The organism is Listeria sp. MAN/IMW/UF464 (genome assembly GCF_058683955.1).
Genome location: NZ_JBZWZP010000005.1, coordinates 33,800 through 59,122, shown reverse-complemented (window position 1 = coordinate 59,122; position 25,323 = coordinate 33,800). Strand labels below are relative to the sequence as shown.

General features: G+C 38.6%; 18 protein-coding genes and 1 other annotated feature. Of the genes, 4 read left to right on the top strand and 14 right to left on the bottom strand.

Annotated elements, in window-relative coordinates:
• Window positions 1–3 precede the first annotated feature (3 nt).
• Complete coding sequence (locus AC4PG0_RS13950; RefSeq protein ID WP_492167855.1) at window positions 4–3,264, bottom strand: 1,2-beta-oligoglucan phosphorylase; 3,261 nt, start codon at window positions 3,262–3,264, stop codon at window positions 4–6.
• Complete coding sequence (locus AC4PG0_RS13945) at window positions 3,261–5,432, bottom strand: glycoside hydrolase family 3 N-terminal domain-containing protein (protein ID WP_492167854.1); 2,172 nt, start codon at window positions 5,430–5,432, stop codon at window positions 3,261–3,263. Before AC4PG0_RS13945 ends, AC4PG0_RS13950 begins: the two co-directional genes overlap by 4 nt.
• Window positions 5,433–5,860: 428 nt before the next feature.
• Between AC4PG0_RS13945 and AC4PG0_RS13940 the strand changes: the two genes are divergently transcribed.
• From AC4PG0_RS13940 to AC4PG0_RS13930, 3 genes are read left to right on the top strand one after another with little or no spacing between them, the layout of a single operon-like run.
• Complete coding sequence (locus AC4PG0_RS13940) at window positions 5,861–7,105, top strand: sugar ABC transporter substrate-binding protein (RefSeq protein ID WP_010990984.1); 1,245 nt, start codon at window positions 5,861–5,863, stop codon at window positions 7,103–7,105.
• Window positions 7,106–7,165: 60 nt separating this feature from the next.
• Window positions 7,166–8,059: a carbohydrate ABC transporter permease gene (locus AC4PG0_RS13935; RefSeq protein ID WP_003762776.1), complete on the top strand. Its 894-nt coding sequence runs from the start codon at window positions 7,166–7,168 to the stop codon at window positions 8,057–8,059.
• Between the two features lie 17 nt (window positions 8,060–8,076).
• Window positions 8,077–8,907: a carbohydrate ABC transporter permease gene (locus tag AC4PG0_RS13930; RefSeq protein ID WP_003722209.1), complete on the top strand. Its 831-nt coding sequence runs from the start codon at window positions 8,077–8,079 to the stop codon at window positions 8,905–8,907.
• Window positions 8,908–8,952: 45 nt separating this feature from the next.
• On the opposite strand, the gene AC4PG0_RS13925 is transcribed toward AC4PG0_RS13930, so the two are convergent.
• Window positions 8,953–10,422 (bottom strand): glutamate synthase subunit beta, encoded by a 1,470-nt coding sequence (locus AC4PG0_RS13925; protein ID WP_003767332.1) that lies wholly within the window; start codon window positions 10,420–10,422, stop codon window positions 8,953–8,955.
• 14 nt (window positions 10,423–10,436) lie between these two features.
• Window positions 10,437–15,029 carry a glutamate synthase large subunit gene (gene gltB, locus AC4PG0_RS13920; protein WP_492167853.1) on the bottom strand — a complete coding sequence of 1,531 codons (4,593 nt, stop codon included), beginning with the start codon at window positions 15,027–15,029 and terminating at the stop codon, window positions 10,437–10,439.
• Between the two features lie 194 nt (window positions 15,030–15,223).
• Between gltB and gltC the strand changes: the two genes are divergently transcribed.
• Window positions 15,224–16,111 (top strand): glutamate biosynthesis transcriptional regulator GltC, encoded by an 888-nt coding sequence (gltC, locus tag AC4PG0_RS13915; RefSeq protein WP_045554470.1) that lies wholly within the window; start codon window positions 15,224–15,226, stop codon window positions 16,109–16,111.
• On the opposite strand, the gene AC4PG0_RS13910 is transcribed toward gltC, so the two are convergent.
• From AC4PG0_RS13910 to virR, 10 genes are all read right to left on the bottom strand, one after another.
• Window positions 16,108–16,626: a GNAT family N-acetyltransferase gene (locus AC4PG0_RS13910; protein WP_045552654.1), complete on the bottom strand. Its 519-nt coding sequence runs from the start codon at window positions 16,624–16,626 to the stop codon at window positions 16,108–16,110. The genes gltC and AC4PG0_RS13910 overlap by 4 nt on opposite strands.
• A 2-nt stretch (window positions 16,627–16,628) precedes the next feature.
• Entirely contained in the window at window positions 16,629–17,735 is a 1,107-nt protein-coding gene (locus AC4PG0_RS13905) for an iron-containing alcohol dehydrogenase family protein (RefSeq protein ID WP_077916507.1), read from the bottom strand.
• A 91-nt stretch (window positions 17,736–17,826) separates the two neighbouring features.
• Window positions 17,827–18,642 (bottom strand): amino acid ABC transporter substrate-binding protein, encoded by an 816-nt coding sequence (locus AC4PG0_RS13900; protein ID WP_010990988.1) that lies wholly within the window; start codon window positions 18,640–18,642, stop codon window positions 17,827–17,829.
• A 1-nt stretch (window position 18,643) separates the two neighbouring features.
• Window positions 18,644–19,291: an amino acid ABC transporter ATP-binding protein gene (locus AC4PG0_RS13895; protein ID WP_010990989.1), complete on the bottom strand. Its 648-nt coding sequence runs from the start codon at window positions 19,289–19,291 to the stop codon at window positions 18,644–18,646.
• Between the two features lie 10 nt (window positions 19,292–19,301).
• Complete coding sequence (locus tag AC4PG0_RS13890; protein ID WP_003769032.1) at window positions 19,302–19,943, bottom strand: amino acid ABC transporter permease; 642 nt, start codon at window positions 19,941–19,943, stop codon at window positions 19,302–19,304.
• 56 nt (window positions 19,944–19,999) lie between these two features.
• Window positions 20,000–20,240 (bottom strand) — a binding site (T-box leader).
• A 102-nt stretch (window positions 20,241–20,342) separates the two neighbouring features.
• Window positions 20,343–21,383, bottom strand: a complete 1,041-nt coding sequence (locus tag AC4PG0_RS13885) for a sensor histidine kinase (RefSeq protein ID WP_070751874.1) — start codon at window positions 21,381–21,383, stop codon at window positions 20,343–20,345.
• A 21-nt stretch (window positions 21,384–21,404) separates the two neighbouring features.
• A complete protein-coding gene (gene ade / locus AC4PG0_RS13880) occupies window positions 21,405–23,144 on the bottom strand; it encodes an adenine deaminase (protein WP_492167852.1) in 1,740 nt (579 codons plus the stop codon).
• 20 nt (window positions 23,145–23,164) lie between these two features.
• Window positions 23,165–23,623 (bottom strand): hypothetical protein, encoded by a 459-nt coding sequence (locus AC4PG0_RS13875; RefSeq protein ID WP_003762800.1) that lies wholly within the window; start codon window positions 23,621–23,623, stop codon window positions 23,165–23,167.
• Between the two features lie 20 nt (window positions 23,624–23,643).
• On the bottom strand, window positions 23,644–24,519 hold the full coding sequence (locus AC4PG0_RS13870; protein WP_492167851.1) for an SDR family oxidoreductase: 876 nt from the start codon (window positions 24,517–24,519) through the stop codon (window positions 23,644–23,646).
• 71 nt (window positions 24,520–24,590) lie between these two features.
• Window positions 24,591–25,268 carry a two-component system response regulator VirR gene (virR, locus tag AC4PG0_RS13865; RefSeq protein WP_003762805.1) on the bottom strand — a complete coding sequence of 226 codons (678 nt, stop codon included), beginning with the start codon at window positions 25,266–25,268 and terminating at the stop codon, window positions 24,591–24,593.
• Window positions 25,269–25,323 lie beyond the last annotated feature (55 nt).

Genomic DNA, 25,323 nt, shown 5'->3' with positions numbered 1-25,323 from the left:
ACCTTAGAGACGGTTATTTTTTTGAAATTTAATCGTGATTTGTGAACATTTTGTCGTTAAATTCTTTTTCGGTAAAATGAGTGCGCCAGTTCGGTACAAATTCGCTCCATTTTCAACTGGTTGTTTTTCACCATTCACGACAATAGAACCCTCATCCGCACTTTCGAAAGTAAGATCAAGCGGATAATTATCTAGTTCAATATGACATTCTAATCCATCTAATTCTTCAGGCAAAATCGGATCAAAAATAAGCGCATCTTCCGTTTGACGAATACCAAGAACAGAACTTATTAATTGATGCAAATAGATTCCTGGGCCGCTAGAATAAATCCGCCAACCGCCTTTCACCGGAATACTGCCTTCTTTCACACGACTAAACTCATTTTGCGCCTGATAGCGATCTAAAAATGCTGCATCAGAACTACTGAAATAAGTATTACTTTGACGAAGTGCCGCATTTGGGACAACTTCTTTAATATTGATTGGATTAATAACATCAAGCATATGCCAAGCGGATTTATCACCAATTTTTGCTAAAGCTTCAATATAACGAATATGCGCATGCACGTATTGCAAACCAACTTCTCGGCCAAAATTGGCTGCTTGCTCTGCCCGTTTAAAATGAGTACTTACACCACCAGCATAATGCGCTGGCTCGCTCATTAATCTTACGCCATCTGGATGAAGTAAATGCTCACCAATAATTTCAAAATTACGACTGGCTTGCTTTTTATCGACTAATTCAGAAATTACACTTCTCGTCAGTGGTATTAAGCGATATTTAATATTCGTTTCTTTGTCTTCTGGGTGAATCATCCATACAGGTGCTTTTCCTTCTTCTAAATATAGGAAACCTGGAATAACATCGGTATCATTTGTCATATATTTCGCAAAGTCCGCTTGAACATTTTTTGCTAATGTTTCGTATTTCTCACCTACTGGTAAAAATGCGGCTAAACGTTTAAATGTTTGATAAGTAAGCGCGACCGTCCAGCTGGATACCATGTTTTTCTTAAGCTGGGCATTAGCTGGTTGAAGTGTGTCATCCCAGTCACCATCGCCGTAATTAGAAAGAGCCGTTCCTTTCATAAAGCGTGCTTCGATCGTTTTCACTGCGAGTTCAATGTGTTCAAGAAGAGTTCCTTGCTCTTTCGTAAAGGTTTTCGATTCGCGGTCAACAAAAGGAATAGCTTCTTCTAAAATCCCTGTATCCCCGCTCATTTCCAAGTAATCACCAATAATTTTCAGTGGCCAAACAATAACATCGCCGTGGCTTTCTTCTTGCTGAATCGATGTATATTTATCAAACATAAACCACTGTGGCCAATCACCAGTATCTTGATATTGATGAGAAAAAATGGTCAACACTAGCTTACGTAAAACAGCCTTATTGCCCGTTGCAAGGAAAAATTCAAATGGACCTTGACTCACATCACGCGTACCCCAAGCCGCTCCGCTGTACTGCTCTAACCCATGAGGTGAAGCATAGTGGACCAACATTTGATGCGCATACCAATAAACCGTTAAATTCAGTTTCTCCGCTGTTGTACTTTGATGATTTAAATGGAACTGAGCAGTTAATTCGTCATAGCTAGCGCGAATTACTTTGTTGTTTGCTTCTAAATCCTCCGTTGGTTTCGAAAATTCATCGCTGAGTTTTGCTTGAACATGGAAAGTAGCTTTATCACTTGGTTCAAAAACAAACACATCCAAACCTGCTGTTCCCACGTAATCTTTCGCAAAATAACGTTCGTCAGTCAGTTCATTATAAGTTCCATCTACGCGGAATTGAAGTGCCGGATAGGTTTCTAAAATCGGCGAGTCTTCTGCTGGGAAATAAGTGACGATTCCGTCTTTAATTTCTTTTTTCACGGTAGTATCATATTCATTTGTTCCCATAGTTACTTGATTTGTTAAGACTAATTTATATGAATGACCTTTTTCCGAATGAACGGTGACGAATGCCTCTTTACTATCAGCAGTTAAGGTGGTTTGTACCGTGATTAGGTCGCCGTTCCACTGATAATACCAAGTTGAGTAATTCGTACTAGTTTCCCAGACAGACGGTACTCCGAGTAGTCGAAGTTCGGAATCTAATTCGATATAAATTCTTAATCCGCTTGTTTGAAGAATATTGAGCGGATTACGCGCGTGGCTATTCCATTTGTTCATATTCGTATTTCCAGCAACTAATTGTGATAAAAATGCCCCGTACATGTACGTTGTTGCTGAAAGAGTCGCTTCTGGATTTAACACATCGACTTTATCAAGCAAAATACTGCCATGAGGGCGTTCTAATTCTGCTTCTTTTTCGCGCATCACAACATGTGCATAGTTTGGTGTGAAAAAGGAAAGCAGTGCGCCGTTTTGTTGCTCTTCTTGAATCCGGTCTGGGAATTTCTCTTGAAGCCAGCTGTCAGAAATTGTTTCGCCGGTAATTGGTGTTCCTATATGTTTGTTTAATATGGCTTTAGTACTTGGTTGATAAGGTTGCTCTGAAATATTACTTTTTAGTTCCGCTAAATTTTCGATTGGTGCTCCAGATGCTTTTGGTTGATTTTCTGTTGCGTACCCGTAAAAGATTGTTTCACCGTGATTAGTAAATAGCTCTGTTTGTAAGGAGATTTGAGCGAATTCATATTGGTAGACTCGGCTTGGCAATGATTTTTCCTTAAGGTTAGCTAGTTCGCTAGTCAGTTTATAATTAGTCCCATAAATATCAAAACCATCTGTTGCATACCCTACAATTTTCGTTAATGCTCCAATTTGAACTGCTGGAAAACGCTCATTTTGTGGTTGATTTTGGTGGGCTTGAACCGTAAAACCAGTCGCGCCTTCTGTCACATGATAATCAATATATTGCGACATATAAGCTTCATTTGTTCTCACTGCCGCTTGTTCTGCAAGCCCCAAGTCTTGTAAGTAAACAAGATCAAACTCAAGATCACCATCCACTGTGACATCATAAAACCAACCGCGCGTATGAAAATGCATTTGCACGCTATAACGAAATGGTCCAACTACACCGCGATACTCCACGCCGTTTTCATTAAAACCAACTTCAGCATCTCTGCTAAGTAGTGGATAAATTTCTATTTTATCTCCTACATGCGCGCGTACATATATTTGCGATAAGCGATTTTCTAATGGATTTTGAATCACTTGATTTAGCATAATATCTTTTAATTTTAGCCAAGCAAGCTCCCCGCTCGGATAAAATGCGGCTGATAAATCCGCTTTTTTAATTTCTTTTAACATTGTCACACATATCCACCCACTTCCACTTCAAAAACGTCTACATCTTCACTACTAGTCCCAACAAAAACACGATGAAGTCCCGGTTCTTGCACTTTTTCAAGTTGATGGTTATAGAATGAAAATGCCTCGCTTGTTAATTCAAATGTAACTGTTTTTTCTTCGCCAGCTTGAAGCGCCACTTTTTCAAAAGCTTTTAATTCTTTGACAGGCCGTGAAATGCTCGCTGTCACATCTTGTAAATACACTTGGATTACTTCTTTCCCAGCAATATCACTAATATTTTTAATGGTTACTTCTACATGTAGTGATTCTCCTAGATTTAGTTCTTTCGGAAGACTGCTTGTTTTTAACTCGAATTCGCTATAACTTTTTCCGTAACCAAATGGATAAAATGGTTCATTTGGAATATCAAGATAATGCGACACATAGCGTTCGCCTTTATTTTCCGGTGTTTGTGGTCGTCCAGTGCGTAAATGATTGTAATAAACCGGAATTTGACCAGTTGTTTGCGGGAATGACATGGATAATTTCCCGGAAGGATTACTTGCACCACTTAATAAATCTGCAGTGACACGGCCAGCTTCTGTTCCTGGGAACCATAATTCAAGAAGAGCATCACTAGATTCTGCTAACTCTTTCACTTCAAGCGGTCTACCATTAAATAATGTAATAACAACTGGTTTTCCTAGTGTTTGAACGAATTTCGCTAATTGATATTGTGCTTCTGGTAAACGAATAGTAGCAAGACTTCCTGCTTCCCCGCCCCATTCATTTTTTTCACCTAGCGCAAGTACGACAACATCCATATTCTCTACTGCCGCTTTCACTGCCACTTTGTCTTCTTCCGACAATTCAGTGTACTCCGTTGAAACAACCTCGACTGTTTCAAATACTTCACGTAAACCTGTTTCAACATTGATGCCATCTTTTTCTTCGCCGTATACATTCCAACCACCGAGAATATCAGGTGATGTTGCAAGCGGACCAACTAAGGCAATTTTTGCTTCTTTAGCCAGTGGAAGTAATTGGTTTTTGTTTTCTAATAACACAGCGGATTCAACGCCTGCTGCCCGAGCTTTCCCACGACTTTCAACGGTTAAAATGTCTTTTGTGCGGTCGTTATTTTTTAATCCGCGATATGGATCTTCAAATAGTCCTAAATCATTTTTTAAATTTAACATCCGAAGTACTGCTTCATCTAAAAGGTTCTCGGATAATTTGCCTTCTTCAATTAAACCTTTTAATTCATGGATATAACAAGTCGTCATCATTTCTAAATCAACGCCTGCTTCCATCGAAAACTGTGCAGCTTCTTTAGGATTTCTTGCTGTTCCGTGATTAATTACTTCGGCAACAGCGCCCCAGTCAGAAATAAGTACACCGTCAAACTCCATTTCGCCTCGTAGCACATCTCGGTTCAGCCATTTGTTCATTGTTGCTGGAATCCCGTCCACTACGTTAAAAGCAGTCATGACTAATTTAGCTCCAGCTTGTATCGCCGCATTGTAAGCAGGTAAATAATTTTGATATAATTCGCGCGTAGACATATTAACTGTGTTGTATTCCAACCCAGCCTCCGCAGCCCCGTATGCAGCAAAATGTTTGACACATGCCGCCATCTGCTCCAAGTTTTCATTTAGTTTACTCGCATCACCTTGGTAACCATCTACCATTGCTTTCCCAAGTTCACTATTTAAAAATGGATCCTCACCAGTTGATTCCATCACACGTCCCCACCGAGGGTCACGTACTAAATCAAGCATTGGTGAAAAAGTGACATGATGCCCATCTGCAGTTGCTTCGAGCGCCGAAACTTCTGCCATCACTCGAACTGTCTCCCGGTCAAAAGAACAACCAAGTGCAAGTGGAATAGGAAAAACCGTTTTATAACCATGTATGACATCCGCCATAAAAACAAGCGGAATTCCTAAGCGATTCGTTTTTAAATAAGATTCTTGAATACCAATCATATCAAGCGCCGAACTTGATCCAAGCACCGAACCCGCATTTTCAGTATGCGCATCCGTTAATTTCATTTCTTGAAGAAGTGGCCCTGTTAGTTCTGCATTTTTGTTTGTACCTTTAAAAAGAAAAGGCGAAAGTTGAAGACATTGAGCGATTTTTTCATCTAAGGTCATTTGACTAACTAATTCTTGTACTTTTTCTTGTTTCATAGGAACCTCCTGCACACATTTTTCGAAACGTTTCTATTCAAATATAACAACAGTATAAGCGCTTTCTTTTCTTTAGTCAACCAAAAACGACATTCACATGGTGAAACGGTCCTATTTTTCAGTTCTTTCTATAGTATCTCGTTTTTTAGAATTTTAATCTTTTAAATTTTTCCAATAGCAAAAGCATTGATATACAACGCTCTAGATAGATAAACTAAAAATAAAATAGCAATTCACTTGAAACCGATTACATAATATACTATAATAACCTTGTCGAAACGTTTCTATGAAATATTGTGTATGTGAATTGATTTTCACAATTTGCTTCATCCCGTACGGCGCGTAAGTTCTGTACAACAGTTTTTATTCTTTAACAGCTTTTAGTTAGTCAAGTTGCTTTGAAAAAAACAAAAAATGGAGGAAAAATCATGAAGAAAAAGATGTTTGTCGTTTTAGCTTTAGTGTTGTCGCTTAGTTTAGTATTAATGGCGTGTGGTGGGTCAAAGGATGATGCAAATTCCAGCGATTCTAAAGTATTAAATGTTTGGGCTATGGGCGATGAAGCCAAGTCATTAAAAGAACTCGCACAAAAATTCACGAAAGATACTGGCATCGAAGTTAAAGTTCAAGTTATTCCTTGGGCAAATGCACATGATAAATTACTTACAGCCGTTGCTTCAAAATCTGGCCCCGATGTAGTCCAAATGGGAACTACTTGGATGCCTGAATTTGTCGAAGCTGGCGCACTACTTGATATTACAAAAGATGTCGAAAAAAGTAAAAATATGAATTCTGATCTATTTTTCCCAGGTTCAGTAAAAACTACTCAATTTGATGGCAAAACTTACGGTGTTCCGTGGTATGCAGAAACTCGCGTATTATTCTACCGTACCGATTTACTGAAAAAAGTTGGTTATAATGAAGCTCCAAAAACATGGGATGAACTATCTGACGCTGCACTTAAACTTTCTAAACGCGGCAAAGATATGTACGGCTTTGCAATTGATCCAAACGAACAAACTACTGGTTTCATTTTCGGACGTCAAAATGGCTCCCCTCTTTTCGATAAAGACGGTACTCCAGTATTCAATAAAAAACCTTTCGTAGACACTGTTACTTATTTAGATAGTTTCATTAAAAATGGTTCCGCACCAGACACTGATCTTGGTTTAGATGCGTCTCAAAGCTTTGGTGGCGACGGAATTGTACCAATGTTCATGAGTGGCCCTTGGATGGTTAATACACTGAAAGACACTGCCCCTGACATTGACGGAAAATGGGCAACTGCTGTACTACCTAAAAAAGAAAATAACGAATCAAGCTTAGGTGGCGCTAACCTTTCCATTTTCAAATATAGTAATAAAAAAGATGATGCGCTTAAATTCATGGACTATATGAGTCAACCTGACGTGCAATTATCTTGGTTAAAAGATACAAACTCGATGCCAGCACGTATGGATGCTTGGGAAGACGATATGCTGAAAAACGACCCTTACTACAAAGTCTTTGGCGAACAAATGAAAACTGCAGAACCAATGCCACTTATCCCACAATTTGAAGAAATTGCTCAATTATACGGAAAATCTTGGGAACAAATTTACCGTGGCGGGGCAGATGTACAAACACAAATGGATACTTTCAACGATCAAGTAGAAGCACTTCTTAAAAAATAACGAATAAAAAGGGCAAATGATTTATTCTGCCATTTGCCCTTTTAGAATGGACTGGATGTTATGAAACAATTTTTAAATAAAAACACACCCTATTTGTTTATATCGCCAGCACTGTTTTTACTTCTTCTGTTTTCCCTACTTCCGATTTTGCTTGCTTTTGTCATTAGTTTTACGGACATTGATTTAGTCGGGCTTGCCGATTACTCTAAAATTAACTTTGTTGGTGTGGACAATTACGTCAATATTATGCAAGACCCGGTATTTTTAAAATCTATTTTTAACACGCTTTTCTATGTAGTTATTGGCGTTCCACTGGTTATCGTTTGCTCGCTTGGTATTGCGCTTATGATTAACTTTTCGCAAGCAAAGATTTTCCAATTTTTCCGGTTAATTTTCTATACTCCTTCAATTACAAACGTTGTCGCTGTAGCCGTTGTTTGGAGTTACTTATATAATCCGCGCTTTGGTTTACTTAACTATTTGCTTTCGTTTTTAGACTTAGGACCAGTTCCATGGTTACAAGACCCTACTATTGCGAAACTATCACTGATTATCCTAGCTGTTTGGCGAGCAATCGGTGTAAATATGATTATTTTCTTAGCCGCACTTCAAGGCATTCCACGTGAATATTACGAAGCAGCCTCACTTGACGGAGCAAATAGCCGCCAACAACTATTTAAAATTACTGTTCCAATGCTTCGTTTCGCGATTTTCTTTGTAACAGTTACAACGATGATTGGTTGGTTACAATTCTTCGAGGAGCCGTTTGTTATGACAGAAGGTGGACCACTTGATAGTACGAACTCTGTTGCCCTCTTTATATATCAAAACGGTTTCCAATTAAGTAAATTTGGTTATGCCGCTGCTGGATCGTTTATCTTGTTTATCGCGATTATTATTATCACGATTATTCAATTCCGAATTCAGCGCAAAAATAATGACGGGGATATTTAAGAGAGGAGTGTTTATAAATGAATCAATATAGACAAAAGTCGCGCGGCGCTCAAATTGCCGTAATTACAATTTTAACAGTTGGCGGATTCTTTATGATTTTACCGTTCATTTGGATGGTTCTCTCCTCTTTGAAAACGGATGCTGAAATTTTAAAAATCCCACCTACTATTTGGCCAGAAACTTTTACACTAGATAATTTCACCAAACTATTTACTGAAATGGACTTTGCTATTTACTTAAAAAATACGTTAATCATTGTATTCTTCTCGTTTTTCGGTTTATTTTTAAATGCGATGGCGGGTTACGGCTTTGCTAAATTTAAATTTAAAGGGAAAAACAAGTTATTTTATCTTGTTCTTGCTACGATGATGATTCCAGGACAAGTAACAATGATTCCGGTTTACTTGCTGCTTAATGCGGCTGGATTAACGAATACGATGACAGGTATTGTGCTTCCAGGGCTTGTTGGCGCATTCGGGATTTTCTTATTCCGTCAATTTATGTCCACCATATCCGATGATTTACTCGAAGCAGCAAGACTTGATGGTGCTAGTGAATTTTATATTTTCTGGCGGATAGTTATTCCGATTTCCCGCCCTGTGCTTGCGGTACAAGGTATTCTTACATTCATCGCCGGTTGGAACTCCTTCTTATGGCCGTTAATCATTGCCAACGACGAAAAATTCTATACCCTATCAGTCGGTCTTCAATTATTAAAAGGACAATATGGCAGCAACTATGCTTTACAAATGGCCGGAGCAACTTTCATGGTCATTCCAATCATCTTGATTTTCATGACATTCCAAAAGTACATTTTAAAAGGATTCAATGTTTCAGGAATGAAATAATTGGTCCAAAAAGAGCTTACCCTGTTTAGGATAAGCTCTTTTTTATTATGGTAAAAATGTTTCTCCCATCAAGTAAAAGTCTACTTCACGCGCTGCTTCTCTTCCTTCTGCAATCGCGGTTACAACTAAACTTTGACCGTGACGTGCATCCCCGCAAGCGAACACGCCCTCTTCACTAGTGCGGTAAAATCCTTTAGCAGCGTCAATTGTATGGCGCTCTGTTTTTCCTACACCGAAATTAGTAAATATATCTTCTGTCGTACCAGCAAAACCAATAGCAATTAAAACCATATCTACTTCAAAATATTTCTCGCTACCTTCTACTGGTGTATATTGTCTCGTCTCTTTATCTTCTGTAACTTCTACCGTGTGAAGCCCAACAAGATTTCCTGCTGCATCTTTTTCGAAAGAAGTAGTATTGATGAGATACTCACGTGGATCTCTGCCGTACACTGCTTCTGCTTCTTCATGCGCATAATCCATTTTGAAAACACGTGGATATTGCGGCCATGGATTTTCACCATTTCTTAATTCGGGTAATTTATCTTGAATACCGAATTGATAAATACTTTTAGCGCCTTGTCTAAGCGCAGTTGCCACACAGTCAGCCCCTGTATCCCCGCCACCAATAATAACAACATTTTTATCTTTAGCAGAAAGTGTTTGAACTCCGCCATTATCTAAATTATCGCGCGTGCTTTGTGTCAAATACGGAACGGCGAAGTGAATCCCAGCCGCATCACGTCCAGCAAGCGGTATATCTCGTGCATTACCAGCCCCAGTCGCAAGAACAATCGAATCATATTCAGCGCGCAGTTCAGCAAAAGTAACATCTGTACCTGCTGCAACACCTGTTACAAATTCAATTCCTTCTTCCGCCATCAAGTTCACTCGGCGTGTCACTTGTTCTTTTTCTAGTTTCATAGTTGGAATACCATACATCAATAAGCCACCAATTCGATCACTTTTCTCGATGACTGTCACACTATGACCAGCTTTATTTAATTGATCTGCACAAGCAAGTCCAGCTGGTCCAGAGCCAATCACAGCAATACGTTTGCCGGTACGTTTCTTAGGAGGTTGAGGTTTAATCCAACCTTCCTCAAAACCGCGATCAATAATTGCTTTTTCAATTGATTTAATGCCGACAGCAGGTTCAGAAATAGCTACCGTACAACCACCCTCACACGGGGCCGGACAAATTCGACCAGTAAACTCTGGAAAATTATTTGTTTTTAGAAGCAGTTGTAACGCTTCATACCAGTCACCCCGATAAACGGCATCGTTCCACTCGGGAATTAAATTATGCAACGGACAGCCTGACACACCATTTTTAATTTCCATTCCTACACTACAAAATGGCACACCACAATCCATACAGCGAGCGGCTTGTAAAGTTAAATCTGCTACCGGCATCGGTAAACTATATTCATTCCAGTCACGCGTCCGACTTTTCGGATCACGTCCTGGCGAAGGAATTCGGTCATATTCCATAAATCCAGTTGCTTTTCCCATGCTTTCACTCCTCTCTATTTCGCCACTCCGGCAATTAATTTTCCGTCTTTATGTTCATAAAAAGCTTGTAATTCTGCTTCATCATGTGTTTTTCCAGTTTGTTCTAGTGAAGTTATTCTTGTTAACATCATTTCATATTCATTCGGGATAACGAAAATAAAATTCGCTTTTTCATCTTCCCAGTTGCTAAGAATTTCTTGTGCAAACTCGCTTCGAGTAAGGTTAGCATGTTGCTCGATTAACTGTTTTAGTTTAGCTAATTCTGGTGCAGATAACGTAGACCTACTGTTAACAAGTTCATGGTTGATTTTTGTAGTTGTTTCTTGGCTGTTTTTCGTGTAAATGTATGCAACTCCACCAGACATCCCAGCTGCAAAGTTCTCGCCGATTTCTCCGAGAATAACTACCGTCCCGCCAGTCATATATTCACAACCATTATCGCCAATGCCTTCCACTACAGCTGTTGCACCACTATTACGAACGGCAAACCGTGCACCTGCTTTTCCGTGCATATACGCATGCCCTCCCGTTGCCCCGTATAGCGTTACATTTCCAACAATTGCGGAGTCATGAGCTTTAATTGGTGTTCTATGATCTGGACTTACAATTAATTTACCGCCAGAAAGTCCTTTTCCGAAGTAGTCATTAGCGTCACCATGAATTCGAAGCGTCATGCCAAGTGGAGTATAAGCGCCAAAGCTTTGACCTGCTGATCCGACAAAATCAAGTGAAATGGTATCTTCAGGTAACCCTACCGCACCATATTTTTTACTTATAAAGGAGCCAGCAATCGTACCAATTGCGCGGTCAACGTTTCGTACTGCGAAAGTTCCAGTTACCTTTTCACCGTTTTCGAGTGCCGGTTTAATTAATGGAACAATTTCTCGCATATCTAGCGTTTGATCGATTTTGTGGTCTTGCTGTTTCGTACAGTATTGGACTTGATTTTTATAAAAGTCATCGCTGTAAAGCATATTCGAAAAGTCGATATATTTCGCTTTCCAGTGCGCTTCTTTTTTCTCATGGGTTGTTAAAAACTCTTTATGACCAATAATTTCTGTTAGACTTCTAAATCCAAGCTCAGCCATCATTTCGCGCATTTCTGCAACAATAAAATGGAAAAAGTTAACCACATAATCTGCTGAACCATTGAATTTTTTACGAAGCTCAGGATTTTGCGTTGCTACCCCAACTGGACATGTATCTAAATGACAAACACGCATCATAACACAGCCTAGCGTTACAAGTGGCGCAGTTGCGAATCCAAATTCTTCTGCACCAAGCATAGCAGCAACTAAAACGTCTTTCCCGGTCATTAGTTTTCCGTCTGTTTCAACGACAACTTTATTTCTCAAACCGTTCAGCAGTAATGTTTGGTGAGTTTCAGCTAAACCGATTTCCCACGGCACACCTGCATGACGGATACTTGTTCTTGCCGCTGCCCCGGTCCCGCCTTCATAGCCACTTACTAAGATGACATCGGCATTTCCTTTAGCAACCCCAGCAGCAATCGTTCCAATTCCCGTTTTCGAAACTAATTTTACGTTTACGCGCGCATTTTGGTTAGCGTTTTTTAAGTCGAAAATTAGTTGCGATAAATCTTCAATTGAATAAATATCATGATGCGGTGGTGGTGAAATGAGGCCAACTCCTGTTGTTGAACCACGTGTTTTGGAAATCCATGGATAAACTTTTTTCCCAGGTAAATGTCCGCCTTCACCAGGTTTTGCCCCTTGAGCCATCTTGATTTGGAGTTCCTCTGCATTGACCAAATAATGACTTGTTACGCCAAAACGTCCAGAAGCGATTTGTTTTATAGCACTTCTACGCCAATCTCCATTTTCATCTGGCGTAAAGCGGTTCGGGTTTTCGCCGCCTTCTCCACTATTACTTTTGCCGCCAATACGGTTCATCGCGATAGCAAGTGCCTCATGAGCTTCTTGACTAATCGAACCATAAGACATCGCGCCAGACTTAAATCGCTTGAAAATCGACTCCGCAGGCTCTACCTCATCTAAAGGAATCGGCTTGCGGTCGCTTGTAAATGTTAATAACCCTCTTAAAAAGGCATTACTTTGATTTTGCATTAAATCCGAATATAAATTATATGTTTCTCGGTCATTTTCACGTGTAGCTTGTTGTAAAGAATGGATTGCAAGTGGATTATATACGTGATATTCTCCATTTGAACGCCACTGATACTCTCCGCCTGTATTAAGCGTGAAACTTTGGTAGCCAATATCATGATAGGCTTCACGGTGGCGCAACCAAGCTTCTTGAGCGATAACTTCTAGTGGAATCCCACCAATTTGTGAGGCGGTACCTGGAAAATAATTATTAATTACTTCGTCGCCAATTCCGATTGCTTCAAAAATCTGTGCCCCACGATAACTTTGAACGGTAGAAATCCCCATTTTCGACATGATTTTTAAAATTCCATCGGTAATTGCTTCAATATAACGACTTTCCGCCTCATCTAGCGTGAAGCCTTTAATGCGCCCTTCTTTAATTAAGCCATCAAAAGTATCAATTGCTAAACTTGGGAATACAGCATCCGCCCCGTAACCAATTAACAGTGCACATTGATGAACGTCTCTTGCTTCTGCTGTTTTTACGATAATACTTACTTTCGTCCGCGTTCCTGCTTTTACTAAATGATGATGCAAACCACTAACAGCTAATAATGCTGGAATACCAATCCACTCTGCATTCACGCCATCATCTGATAAAACTAGCAATTCTGCCCCGTTCGCGATTTTTTTATCAGCTGCTTCAAATAATTCTTCCAAACATGCTTCTAATCCATCCCGCTCTTCCGCCTTAAATAAAATCGGTAAAGTAACAGTTGGTTTAGCAAATTTTGTTTGTAAGGTGAGAGCAGCAAATTCTTTTCGAGATAAAATAGGCGTTTTCAAGCGAATTCGATTAGCATTTTTCGCCGTGGGATTTAAAATATTCCCCTCATCACCAAGTAGCGTCATCGCCGAGGTAACAGTTTCTTCGCGTATACCATCAATTGGCGGATTCGTTACTTGCGCAAACAGTTGTTTAAAGTAATTAAACAATACTTGGGGGCGCTGACTCAATACTGCAAGCGGTGCATCATACCCCATTGCGCCCATCGGATCTTTTTTCTCTGTGACCATAGGAATCAAAATTTTATTTAATTCATCTTGCGTATATCCAAATGCACGTTGTTTTTTGAAACGCTCTGACTTATCCATCGACTCATAACGTAAATCTGCTGTTACTAAGTCAGCAATCTCTGTCATCTCTAAATCTAGCCATTCACGATACGGTTTTTCAGTTGTTAGTTCATCTTTAAGTTCAGAATCAGTGACAATTCGTCCCGCTTCTAAATCAATCAGCAACATCGTTCCCGCGCCAACCGTTTCTTTACGAATTACCTCACTCGGATCTACTGGCACGACACCTGTTTCCGATGAGTAAATAATCGTATGGTCTTTTGTTTCATAATAACGTGCCGGGCGTAACCCATTTCTATCCAAAATAGTGCCGATAACACGACCATTTGTAAATGAAATCGATGTTGGGCCATCCCAAGGTTCCATTAAAGTACTATGGTATTCATAAAATGCGCGTTTTGGATCTGTCATATGTGGATTTTTATCCCACGGTTCTGGAATTAGCATCATTGCCGCATGAGGTAGCGAACGACCAGCCTGCACTAAAAATTCTAAAGCATTGTCTAACGTTGCCGAGTCACTTCCACTTTCGTCAATAACTGGTAATACTTTAGCTAAATCTTTTCCAAGTAAAGCTGATTCCGCTCTTTTTTCCCGTGCTTTCATCCAGTTTACATTACCACGTTGCGTATTAATTTCACCGTTATGAATTAAATAGCGGTATGGATGCGCCCGTTCCCAGCTAGGAAAAGTATTTGTTGAAAAACGCGAATGCACCAAAGCAAAAGCCGATACATAAGCTGGATCTGCTAAGTCTAAGTAATATTGATTAATTTGCTCTGGTAACAGCATTCCTTTAAAAATAACTGTTCGTGTCGATAAACTTGGAACGTAAAAAGTTTCGGTAATTAGTTCAGAAGTAGCTGCAAATTTTTCGACTTGTTTTCTAATTAAATAAAGCGCTCGTTCAAAACCGGCTTCGTCCAATTCGGCATTTTTCTGAATAAATAATTGATACATTGCAGGCTCTGTTTTTCTAGCTCCGGCACCGACTTTTGTAACATCAGTTGGAAGTTTACGCCAACCTAAAAATGTTTGGCCTTCGCTTGCAATTAGTTTTTCTGTTTCTGACATTAAACATTCGCGCTGAGCTTTATTTTGAGGGAAATTAAACATCCCAACAGCATAATGATATTTTTCTGGTAGCGTAATGCCAAGCTTGCTACATTCACGTCGAAAGAAAGAGTCAGAAATTTCAAGCAAAATACCAGCCCCGTCACCTGTATCTCCTCCAACTTCCCCGCCGCGGTGTTTAAGCTGGCAAAGCATATGAATTCCTTGTTCGACAATCTTATGAGAAGAAATCTTTTTAATATTAGCTACAAACCCAATACCACAAGCATCATGCTCATTCTCTGGATTATACAGGCCATGTTTTTTTGGCAAATTTGTTTGTTTCATCCTAGCTCCTCCTCTTCAAAAACTGAATCATCCGGATGGTTCACATCGGAATTATTCAAATTAACTGATAATTAATTGGCGATTCAGCTTACCTTACATTTCTTGTAGTATCTATTTTATTCCTTTTCATTTATCGAAACAATATATATAATAGAATAAAACAATCTCATTTCGAGAACAATTGGAGGTAAGTAATGGAACTTAGACAATTAAAGTATTTCATGGAAGTAGCCCGCGTCGAGCATATGACTAAAGCTAGCGAGAATTTGCACGTAGCCCAATCTGCCGTTAGTAGACAGATAACGAAACTAGAAGAAGAACTTGGTGTGCCTTTATTTGATCGCGTTGGTCGTAATATGCAACTCACGAGTGTCGGTCAAGACTTCCTGAGTCAAGCTACAATCGCATTAAATGAACTGCAAAAAGCCGAAGCCCTCGTAACTGAATACACCGATCCCACTAAAGGAACAGTTAGAGTCGGCCTGCCCAATTCGCTATCTACCAAAGTCTTGCCATCTGTTATTTCCACTTTCCGAGAAAAATATCCAGAAATCACCTACCAATTTATGGAAGGAACGAATGAAGAACTTACCGAAATGTTAGTAAATGGCGTTTTAGACATGACGTTCTTATCTCCAGTCCCCGAATCTAGTGAACAAATTGAAGCCCTCCGTTTTTTTGATGAAAAATTGAAATTAATCGTCCCAACAAGTCATCATCTTGCAGAAAATTTCACTGTTTCACTCAAGGAACTCGCTTCTGAAAAATTCGTACTTTATCCTGAAGACTTCGATTTATATAAAATCGTTACGAAAGCGGCGAATAAAAAAGGGTTCGAACCGCAAATAGCTTTTCAAAGCCGAGATTTTTATACAATTCAAGGATTGGTTGGCGCTGGTCTTGGCATTAGTATTTTACCGGAAATGATTTTAGATGGTGCGATTTTTAAAGAAACGAAGAGTATTGCACTCCGAGATAAAGAGTTACGTCGATCTGTCGGGATTATTACGACAAAAAAACGGAACCTATCCCCTTCTGAGAATTTGTTCCGTTCATTTATTATTTCATTCTTTTCCAATTAATTATCTTGAGAAAATGCAGCTGGATAATGAATTGTCCCTGCTAGATTTTCTAAACTTCCATCATACAGTTCAAGTAGCATAAAGTATTCAGATGGCACATCAAATGGTGCTGGAATCGCAAATTGATTGGAAGGAATAAATCCAAAACGCGGATAGTAATCAGCATGTCCTAGCACAGCAATAGCAGGATATGCTTTTTCGCGTGATAAGCGGATCCCTTCCTCCATTAAGCTTGAACCAACCCGTTTCCCCTGGTATTCTGGCAAAACGGCAAGCGGGGCAAGACCTAAAATAAATCTGCTGCGCCCAGCTGTCTCCAGTGAAATTTCACTAAACATAATATAGCCTACAATAAGCCCATCTTCCGTTTCTGCTACAAGTGACAAACCTGGCTGATAATAATCGGATTTCCGGATATTTTGAATTAAGTCTGCTTCCACAGTACCTTTAAAAGCTTCCTCATTCACACGACGAATGGCCTCGTAATCTTGTGGTTGTTCTTTCCGAATAATCATTTTTACTTAGCCACACGCTTCATTGCCATGCTATCTTCCAGCTGTTTTATCGCATTTAATACTACTTCAGCTGTCATTTCACCTGGCATCATATGGATTGTCTCATGTGGCTCAGTTGCTCGTTTAGATACAGCAACGATTGTTTCTTCAGTAAGTGTCGCCAGTCCCATATCATATAAACTCGTTGGAAGACCCAGTTTGGCATAAAACGGTAGTAATTGGTCAATTTCATTCCATCGATTTTCAATAACTAGTTGAACTAAAATTCCGTACGCCACTTTATTACCATGTAACAAATGATGCGTTTCTGGCACCATAGTTAATGCATCATGAATCGAATGCGCTCCCGCACAACGTCCATAATCATCACCAAAACCGCCAACCATTCCGCCAACTAAAATATTTGTTTCGATAATTTTCACGAATGCTTCATTTAATTCTTGCTTATCCATTGCGTTAAGTGCTTCTTCGCTAAATTGCAGTAAATTGTCTCGGCACATTTTAGCAGCAATATGAGCAATTTCGATTTCGACGGATTTAGTTGGTAATGATTTAATAATCACATCTGCTTCATACCATTTAGCGAGCGTATCGCCAATGCCTGCAACGAGCAATTCTTTTGGTGAATCTAAAATCATTTCCGGATCAATTAATAATAAGGCGTTGCTGCTAGCGAATACGTCGTAACGAATCATTGCGCCATAAACGTCATACATCACACTAAGCGGTGTATAAGCCGCACAAGTGGAAGCAAGTGTTGGTAAAATAATCACTGGTAATCGTAAAACTGCTGCCGCTGCTTTACATACATCAGCAATTTTCCCACCACCGACTGCTATAATCGCATCCATATTATTTGTTTTCATTATCGCTACCAGACGATCGCGTTCCTCATACGTTGAACCGCCATTATATACTTCAAAAGTAGATGTAACATTAGATAATACCGGGAATTTCTTTTTAGCGACTTCCCAAGAAGCATTTCCACGAACTACTAAAACATTTTTCAAACCGCGGCGTTCTAAGTGGGTGGGTAAAGTATCCCATGCGCCTACTTGGCAAAAATACTCTTGTGGAGCTCCGCGTACAATCAATTCTTTATTCAACAAAAATCATCCCTTCTGTCTGGCACGGTCGGATATTCGGCTGCGACATTTATAATTCAAATTGTATCGAAACTTAAACCTACTGTCAATCTAGCTACTGCTTAGCGATTTCGTCATCACCAAACCATTTTTTACTAATTTCCTGCATTTTTCCTTCTTTGTATAATTTTTCAAACGCTTCATTGATTTTTGATTGCAGTTCTTTATCACTTTTACGCATACCTACAGCAAAATCGGTCGGATCAAAGCCACCAGTTATAATAGTATAGTCATCTTTATTTTTTTGTTTATCAATATAATAACGCGCGTATACTTCATCAATAATCAACCCGTCAATGCGTTTATTATTCAAATCAATAAATGCTGTATCGAACGTATCATACAATTCTGGTTCGTTGTTTTTGATAATATCTGTGAGCACTTCTGGTTTTTTAGCCATGTCATCAATCGAACTTGCGCCGTTTTGAGCCCCTAGCGTTTTATCTTTCATATCACTAAATTTATTAATATTGCTTGATTTCAAGGTTACTAATACTTGTTCGTTTTTCATGTAAGGTTTGCTAAATGCAACTTGTTTTTTTCTTGCGTCAGTTACCGTATAGCCATTCCAAATCAAATCTATCGAACCATTTTTCAGCTCAGACTCTTTCATCGTCCAGTCAATTGGCGTAAATTTCGCTTTAATACCATATTCTTCAAAAACAGCTTTTGCAAGGTCAATATCAAATCCGACTAAATTATCATCTTTATCACGAAATCCCATTGGTACAAAACTATCATCTAAACCAATGACGACTTCCTTATCTTTTTTAATTCTACTCCACTGGTCTTCCTTAGATTCACCACTTGAACATGCCCCTAGCGCTAACATTACAATTGCCATTACCGTTATTAATAATCCTTTTTTCATATTAAATTGCCTCCTTTTTTAGTGGTTCGACTTCCATCATTTGATCTGCAACTTTTTTGGCAAAATCATGATCATGGGTCACAATAATCTGCGTAATACCAACATTTTTCAAACTCAAAATTAACGACGCCACATGATCTCGTAAGTCAGGATCTAAAGCCGATGTCGGTTCATCAAATAGTAGTACTTTTGGGTTCATCGCCAGTGCCCGAGCAATAGCCACACGTTGCTTTTGTCCTCCAGATAATTGGTAAGGCATATTGTCCGCTTTATCTGCTAAATCAAGTAAGCCAAGTAACCTTTCAGCTTCTTTAATAGCTTCTTCTTTTTTAGTTTTCCTAGCAAGCGTCGGTGCCAAAATCAAATTATCTAACACACTTAAATGCGGAAACAAGTGAAATTCTTGAAAAACTACGCCAATCGTATTTTCCACATCTTTTCTCGACATCGGATCAATTTTTTCACCGTCAATAAAAATTTCTCCGGCATCCATTTTTTCAAGACCACTAATACAACGAAGCAAAGTGGTTTTCCCGCCACCGGATGGCCCGACGATAGAAAGAATTTCCCCGTCTTGAAGCGCAATATTCACATTATCTAAAATCGTTTTTTGATCAAATTTTTTCGATAAATTTTTAATTTCCAACATTTTCTTCACCTCATTTATAATAACTAAAACGTTTTTCTAATTGTTTAAATAGTAGCGTTAGGATAGCCGTTAACGCTAAGTATATTGCAGCCACTAATACGAGCGGTATTAAAGTAACATCTCTACTCATAGCAATTTTTCCTGCTCTTAGTAAATCACCAATGCCCAGGATGTAAACTAACGAAGAGTCTTTTACTAAATTGATAACTTCATTTCCAATCGCCGGCAAAACACGTTTGACAACTTGCGGTAAAACAATTTTTCGAAGCGTTTGACCGTAAGTTAGACCAAGAACTTTAGCACTTTCATATTGTCCGTTTTCGATTGATAAAAAGCCACCCCGGAAAATCTCTGCGAAATAAGCAGCATAATTTAAAATAAAAGCAATAAACACCGCGTCCATCCGGTCAAACACAACTCCGATAATCGGCAAACCATAATAGATAAAAATTAATTGTAAAAGTAATGGTGTACCTCGCATAATCCAAATATAAATGTTTAAAATAAATTTCAGCGGGGCTATTTTACTAATGTTTCCTACTGCCACTATAGCTCCTAGGGGGATAGAACAAACTAGCGTGACGACAAAAACAAGTAAGGTTGTTTTCGCCCCGTCAAGTAATGCTGGTAAAATTTCCATGATATAATCCATATTGTTTCGCTCCTTTTTTACATAAAAAAATCTCGTCGCACTTGGCACAAAATTGCCAAGAGGACGAGAATACTATTCACGTGGTTCCACCTCAATTTACTGATACTTCACAGCACCAGCCTCAGTTAGTTCGAGACTAACAAGCTATAACGGGCTTTTCCCGAGTTCACCTACTCACTTATGCTTCAGTAAACCAGCTCCGAGATGTGTTCGATAACGCTATCTTTATCCTTTCACACCAACCAAGGACTCTCTTAAAAAGAATGACGCTCTACTTGTTCTGTTCATCGCTTTTACTTCTTCTTGCTAATACTCTACCACGATAAAGCGATAGAGTCAACCATTTTTAATTGAACAAAAAAAGACAAGCAAACAGTTAGTAGTTTGCTTGTCTTTTTATTAATCTTTCGCTATTAGTAAGTAGTCGTCTTTTTGTTCGAAGTAAATGCGTACTTCTGTCCCTACTTCACTTTTAGACTCGATACAAATTTCATGACCTAATTTCTTCGCCATTTGCTTAGCGAGATATAGCCCCATTCCAGTTGCTTTCTTTTCTTGGCGACCGATTGTGCCGGTAAAGCCTTGTTCAAAGACGCGAGGTAAATCTTCTTCTTTAATACCTCGACCGTTGTCTTTAATGTGAAGCACTTTTTTTCCGGTTACTTCTGTATCGCACCAAATTTGAATATCGCCACCATCAGCAGTATATTTTAATGCGTTAGATAACACTTGATCGATAATAAAGCCCAGCCATTTACTATCAGTTCGCACATCAATATCTACATTTTGTAAATCAAGTTTCATTTTTTTACCAATGAAAAGCTTGGAGTGACGCTTAACTGATTCACGCATAACAGCGCCAAGATTTTGTTCTTGGATGAAATAGTCTTTAGAAAACGTATCAAGCCTTGAAAAATAGAGTGCTTGCATTACTAATTTATCAATTGTCTCTAATTCTTCATCAATCTGTTTAAAAATGGTTTTGGTATCATTTAAATCTGGGTTATTAATTAACATTTTGCTTGCTACAACAGGAGTTTTCACTTCATGCACCCAGTATAAAATGAAATCATGATATTCTTGCTGCTTGTCTTGAAGTTTACTAATGGTTCGTAATTCTTCTTTATGTTTTTTTGCCATTAGCTGATTAAAAAAAGCTTGCTCGCGTGTTCGCGGTTTTGGTAATAATTCAATGATATTTTCTTCAATTTCGCCACTTACTAGGTCTTCCATTTCACGCCAATAATTGTATTTAAAGAAGTAGCCTAACACTAAGTAAGAAAGCAGGAAGACAAAAACAAAGACATATAAGTAAATGAAATTCCCGAGAGTTAATTTACTGTTAGGATCAATTGAAATTAATACCCCGACGAAAAACATAATACTGCAAAAGAACAATAAGAAAAATCGTTTATCTTTTATATAGCTCCACCAGTTCATATCGCACCTCCCTCATTCGAGTTAATTTACTTCATTTGGAATAATTTGGAATGTCGCAAAATCAAACAATCCTTGATCTGTTAATTTTAATTCAGGAATTACTGGTAAAGTCAGAAACGACAATGTCAAAAATGGGTCAAACCCTTTAGCTTTACTAATCTGATTAAATGCTTTTAAAAGGCCTGCCAAATCATTTTCTACTTCTTCATATGGTTTATCACTAAGAAGTCCCGCCACTTGGAGCGCTAAATCATGCAATACATTACCTGCTGCGTCCACTACAGCAATGCCACCGCCTGTTTTTGTCACATGGTTGATTGCTTTTTCCATGGCCTCATCGCTCACACCAACTGCGACAATATTATGGGAATCATGCGCGACGGTCGTAGCAATCGCACCTTCTGTTAAGCCGAAACCTTTAACAATCCCAACACCGACGCAACCAGTGTTATGATGCCGTTCCACAACAGCCATTTTTAGCAAATCTTTTTCGATTGACGGAACAAATTTACCATTTTTAATTGTGACTTGTTCTATTAGTTTTTCTGTAAAAAGGTTATTTTGTTGCATCCCAATGACATAGCAAGTTTCATTTGTTAATGGAAGTTCTAAATCTTTGATGCTTAAATGATGATTAATTTTTGGAGAAATGAATTTCGCTTTGTTTTTCTTTTTAAAGGCTGCTTCTTTACGAGTTCCGTTTTCAACGACAACTTGTCCATTTTTTAAAACTTTGCTAATTTCAATTGTTTTTAAGTCTTTTAGAAAAACAATATCCGCTTGATAGCCTGCTGCAACAGCACCAAGATAAGGCAAGTTATGGCAATTAGCTGCATTAATTGTCGCCATTTGGATGGCTGTGATTGGCTCAATACCGTTTTCAATTGCGAGTCGGATATTATAATTAATCGAGCCTTCTGTAAGTAAATCATTAATTAGTTTATCATCCGTACAAAAACAAAAACGATGGCTATTTTTCTCCGTTACTGCTGAAATAGTTTGCTTTAAATCACGACCGACTGTACCTTCGCGCAACATAACAAACATTCCCGCACGTAAGCGATCAAGTGCTTCTTTGGCACTCGTACTCTCATGATCAGTTCGAATTCCAACAGCAAGATAATTATTTAAATCCGCGCTAGTTAAACCTGCCCCGTGGCCATCAATTCTGCCACCTTCTTGTTTTGCATCAATAATTTTTGTTAAAATATCTGCGCTCCCTTTTGCAACAGATGGGAAGTCCATTACTTCTGCGAGACCGATTACTTTTTCGTGTTTATAAAGTGGATGGAGATGTTTTGCATGAAGTGTTTCGCCGTTATGTTCACCTTCTGTTGCTGGTACGGATGATGGTAGCATGACGAACATATCGAGTGGGGCGCCTTTTGCATCTTCAAGCATAAATTCTATACCTTTTTCTCCAGCAACATTGGCGATTTCATGCGGATCTGTAATAATTGTAGTTACGCCATTTGGAAGTAGCACCCGGGCAAACTCAGAGGGGGTTACCATCGCGCTTTCAACATGGACGTGCGCATCAATAAAGCCCGGCACGATAAATTCTCCAGCGGCATCAATTATTTGATCTGCATCTGGAAAATGACCAATCCCAGCAATATAACCGTTTTTAATCGCAATATCGCCTTCCATAATTTCACCTGAAAATACATTAACTATTCGTCCATTTTTTATAACTAAATCTGCTTTTGCACGGCCATCACTTACTGCGACCCGTTCTTGCAGTTGCTTTAAATTCTCCACCGATTTTTCGCCTCCGTTAATTATGCTTCAAAAAAACCTTCATCAAGTAAATAACCTTCTGCAGCTTCTAAAGTTGGGAAAACCGCTTCTAGATTTTCTCCTGTATAAATAACCCACATTTTATTTTCATAGACTAAAGAAAGCTTTTCGCCTTCATTATCTTGGTATATTTTTGTAAAACCTTCTTTAAACCCATCCTCATCTTTATCCATAAACTCTTTCGCTTCAAGTAGCAACACGCGAATTTCATTTTGAGAGTAGTCTTTTACATTAACGTAACCTTGCTTATCTAGCGGTTCTACTTCTAAAAACGGCGCATAAACAAATGCGTTACCATTAGGATGAAGATGTTTGACGATGATTTTTTTATCCCTTTTACTCGCTGGATAATGTACGTTCACGCGCCCCATAGAAATTTCATGCAGTTCAAAACCATCGATTGATTCTATTAGCGCTTTTTTCTCTTCAAAATTTAACATAATATATTTTTGCCTCCAAATTAATTTTCTTTTAAAATATCCGTCACAAGCGCCGGCAACCAGACTTTTATATCTTCAAAAGTAAAGCCAGCTTCTGTTGCTTTTGCATTATCCATGTAATAAGTTTTATTGATGCTAAACGGCGAATCATCCACATCATCTGTTACTTCTTCAACGAGTGCCACTTCACCTGTTTTCTCTTCAAGCATTTTGATAAAAGCATTTAACGAATATGTACCGTTAGAGCTAGCATTAATTGGTCCAGTAAGGTCTGAATCCACCCCTACCCATTCTAAAAAATGAGCTGCTTCATCTGAAGTAATAAAACTTATTTCCGCCTGCGCATTACTAATACCAATTTCTTCATGGTTTTTAATATGCTCCAAATGAAAATGTAGACGTTTCGTATAATCATCGAGTCCAAGGACAATCGGAAAACGAACTGCTACCACTGGAAAAGAGGCTTTTTGAAAAAACACTGCTTCAGCAAGGCGTTTTCCTTCCCCGTAATCAAAATCATCTTTGTCACCAATAACAATTTCATAATGTTTTGGATTAAAATCATCTTCCACCAACGCGCGACCTTTTTGACTATAAACGGACAGAGAAGATGTATATATGTATCGTTTTACTTTGCCTTTAAATGCATCTACTGCATAAAGAGCTTCTCGCGGTGAGAAACAAATATTATCATAAATAACGTCCCATTCTTCTTTTGCTAATTGGAATAAGGCGTCTCTAGATTCGCGGTCTAGTACAACATGTTTTACAGAATCGCCAAAATCATCTTTTGTTTTTCCTCTAGTGCCAATTGTGACATCATGCCCAGCGGAAACAAGTCGTTCTACTAATTTCTTTCCAAAAAAACGCGTACCACCAAATACTAAAATTTTCATTTTGACTCCTCCTTAATTTACGAAAAACAGGAAGTTCGCGTTTTTTGGCGCTATCTTCCTGTTTTCTTACTTCATTCAATCATATAACCTTGGCCTTTTTTCGTCTTAATAAATTCATCTAAGCCGATTTCTGCTAGTTTTTTACGAATTCGTACAACGTTGACTGTAAGTGTATTATCATCGACAAAACTTTCATCTTCCCAAAGTGCACGCATAATTTCGTCACGACTTACAATACTACCTTTTTGTTTCATTAATTCATATAAAATCAAAAATTCGTTTTTCGTTAATTCAATTTTATCTTCTAAATGGGTAAGTGTATTAGTATCAATGTGTAAAAACACATTATTATGTTCCATTACGTTCGCTTCTTCTAAATCCGCATACGAATATGTCCGTCTTAAAAGTGCATTGATCCGAGCCATTAAAACATCCAAATCTACTGGCTTTTCAATATAATAATCTGCTCCCATGTTCATTCCCATGATTTGATCCATTCGCGAGTTACGTGATGATAAGAAAATAATAGGTACATTCGAAACTTCGCGAATTTGATTACACCAGTAGAACCCATCAAAAAATGGAAGATTCACATCTAAAATAACCAATTGGGGCTCAAATGATAAAAACTCTTGCAAAATATTATTGAAATCATCAACAACCCCTATTTCAAATCCCCATTTACTTAAATGTTTTCTAATAGTATCACGAATTACCTCATCATCTTCTACGATATATACCTTAACCATTTCTTGTACCTCCTCGGCAGAACTCTCTTTTCATTTTAGCTGAATTAAACACAAA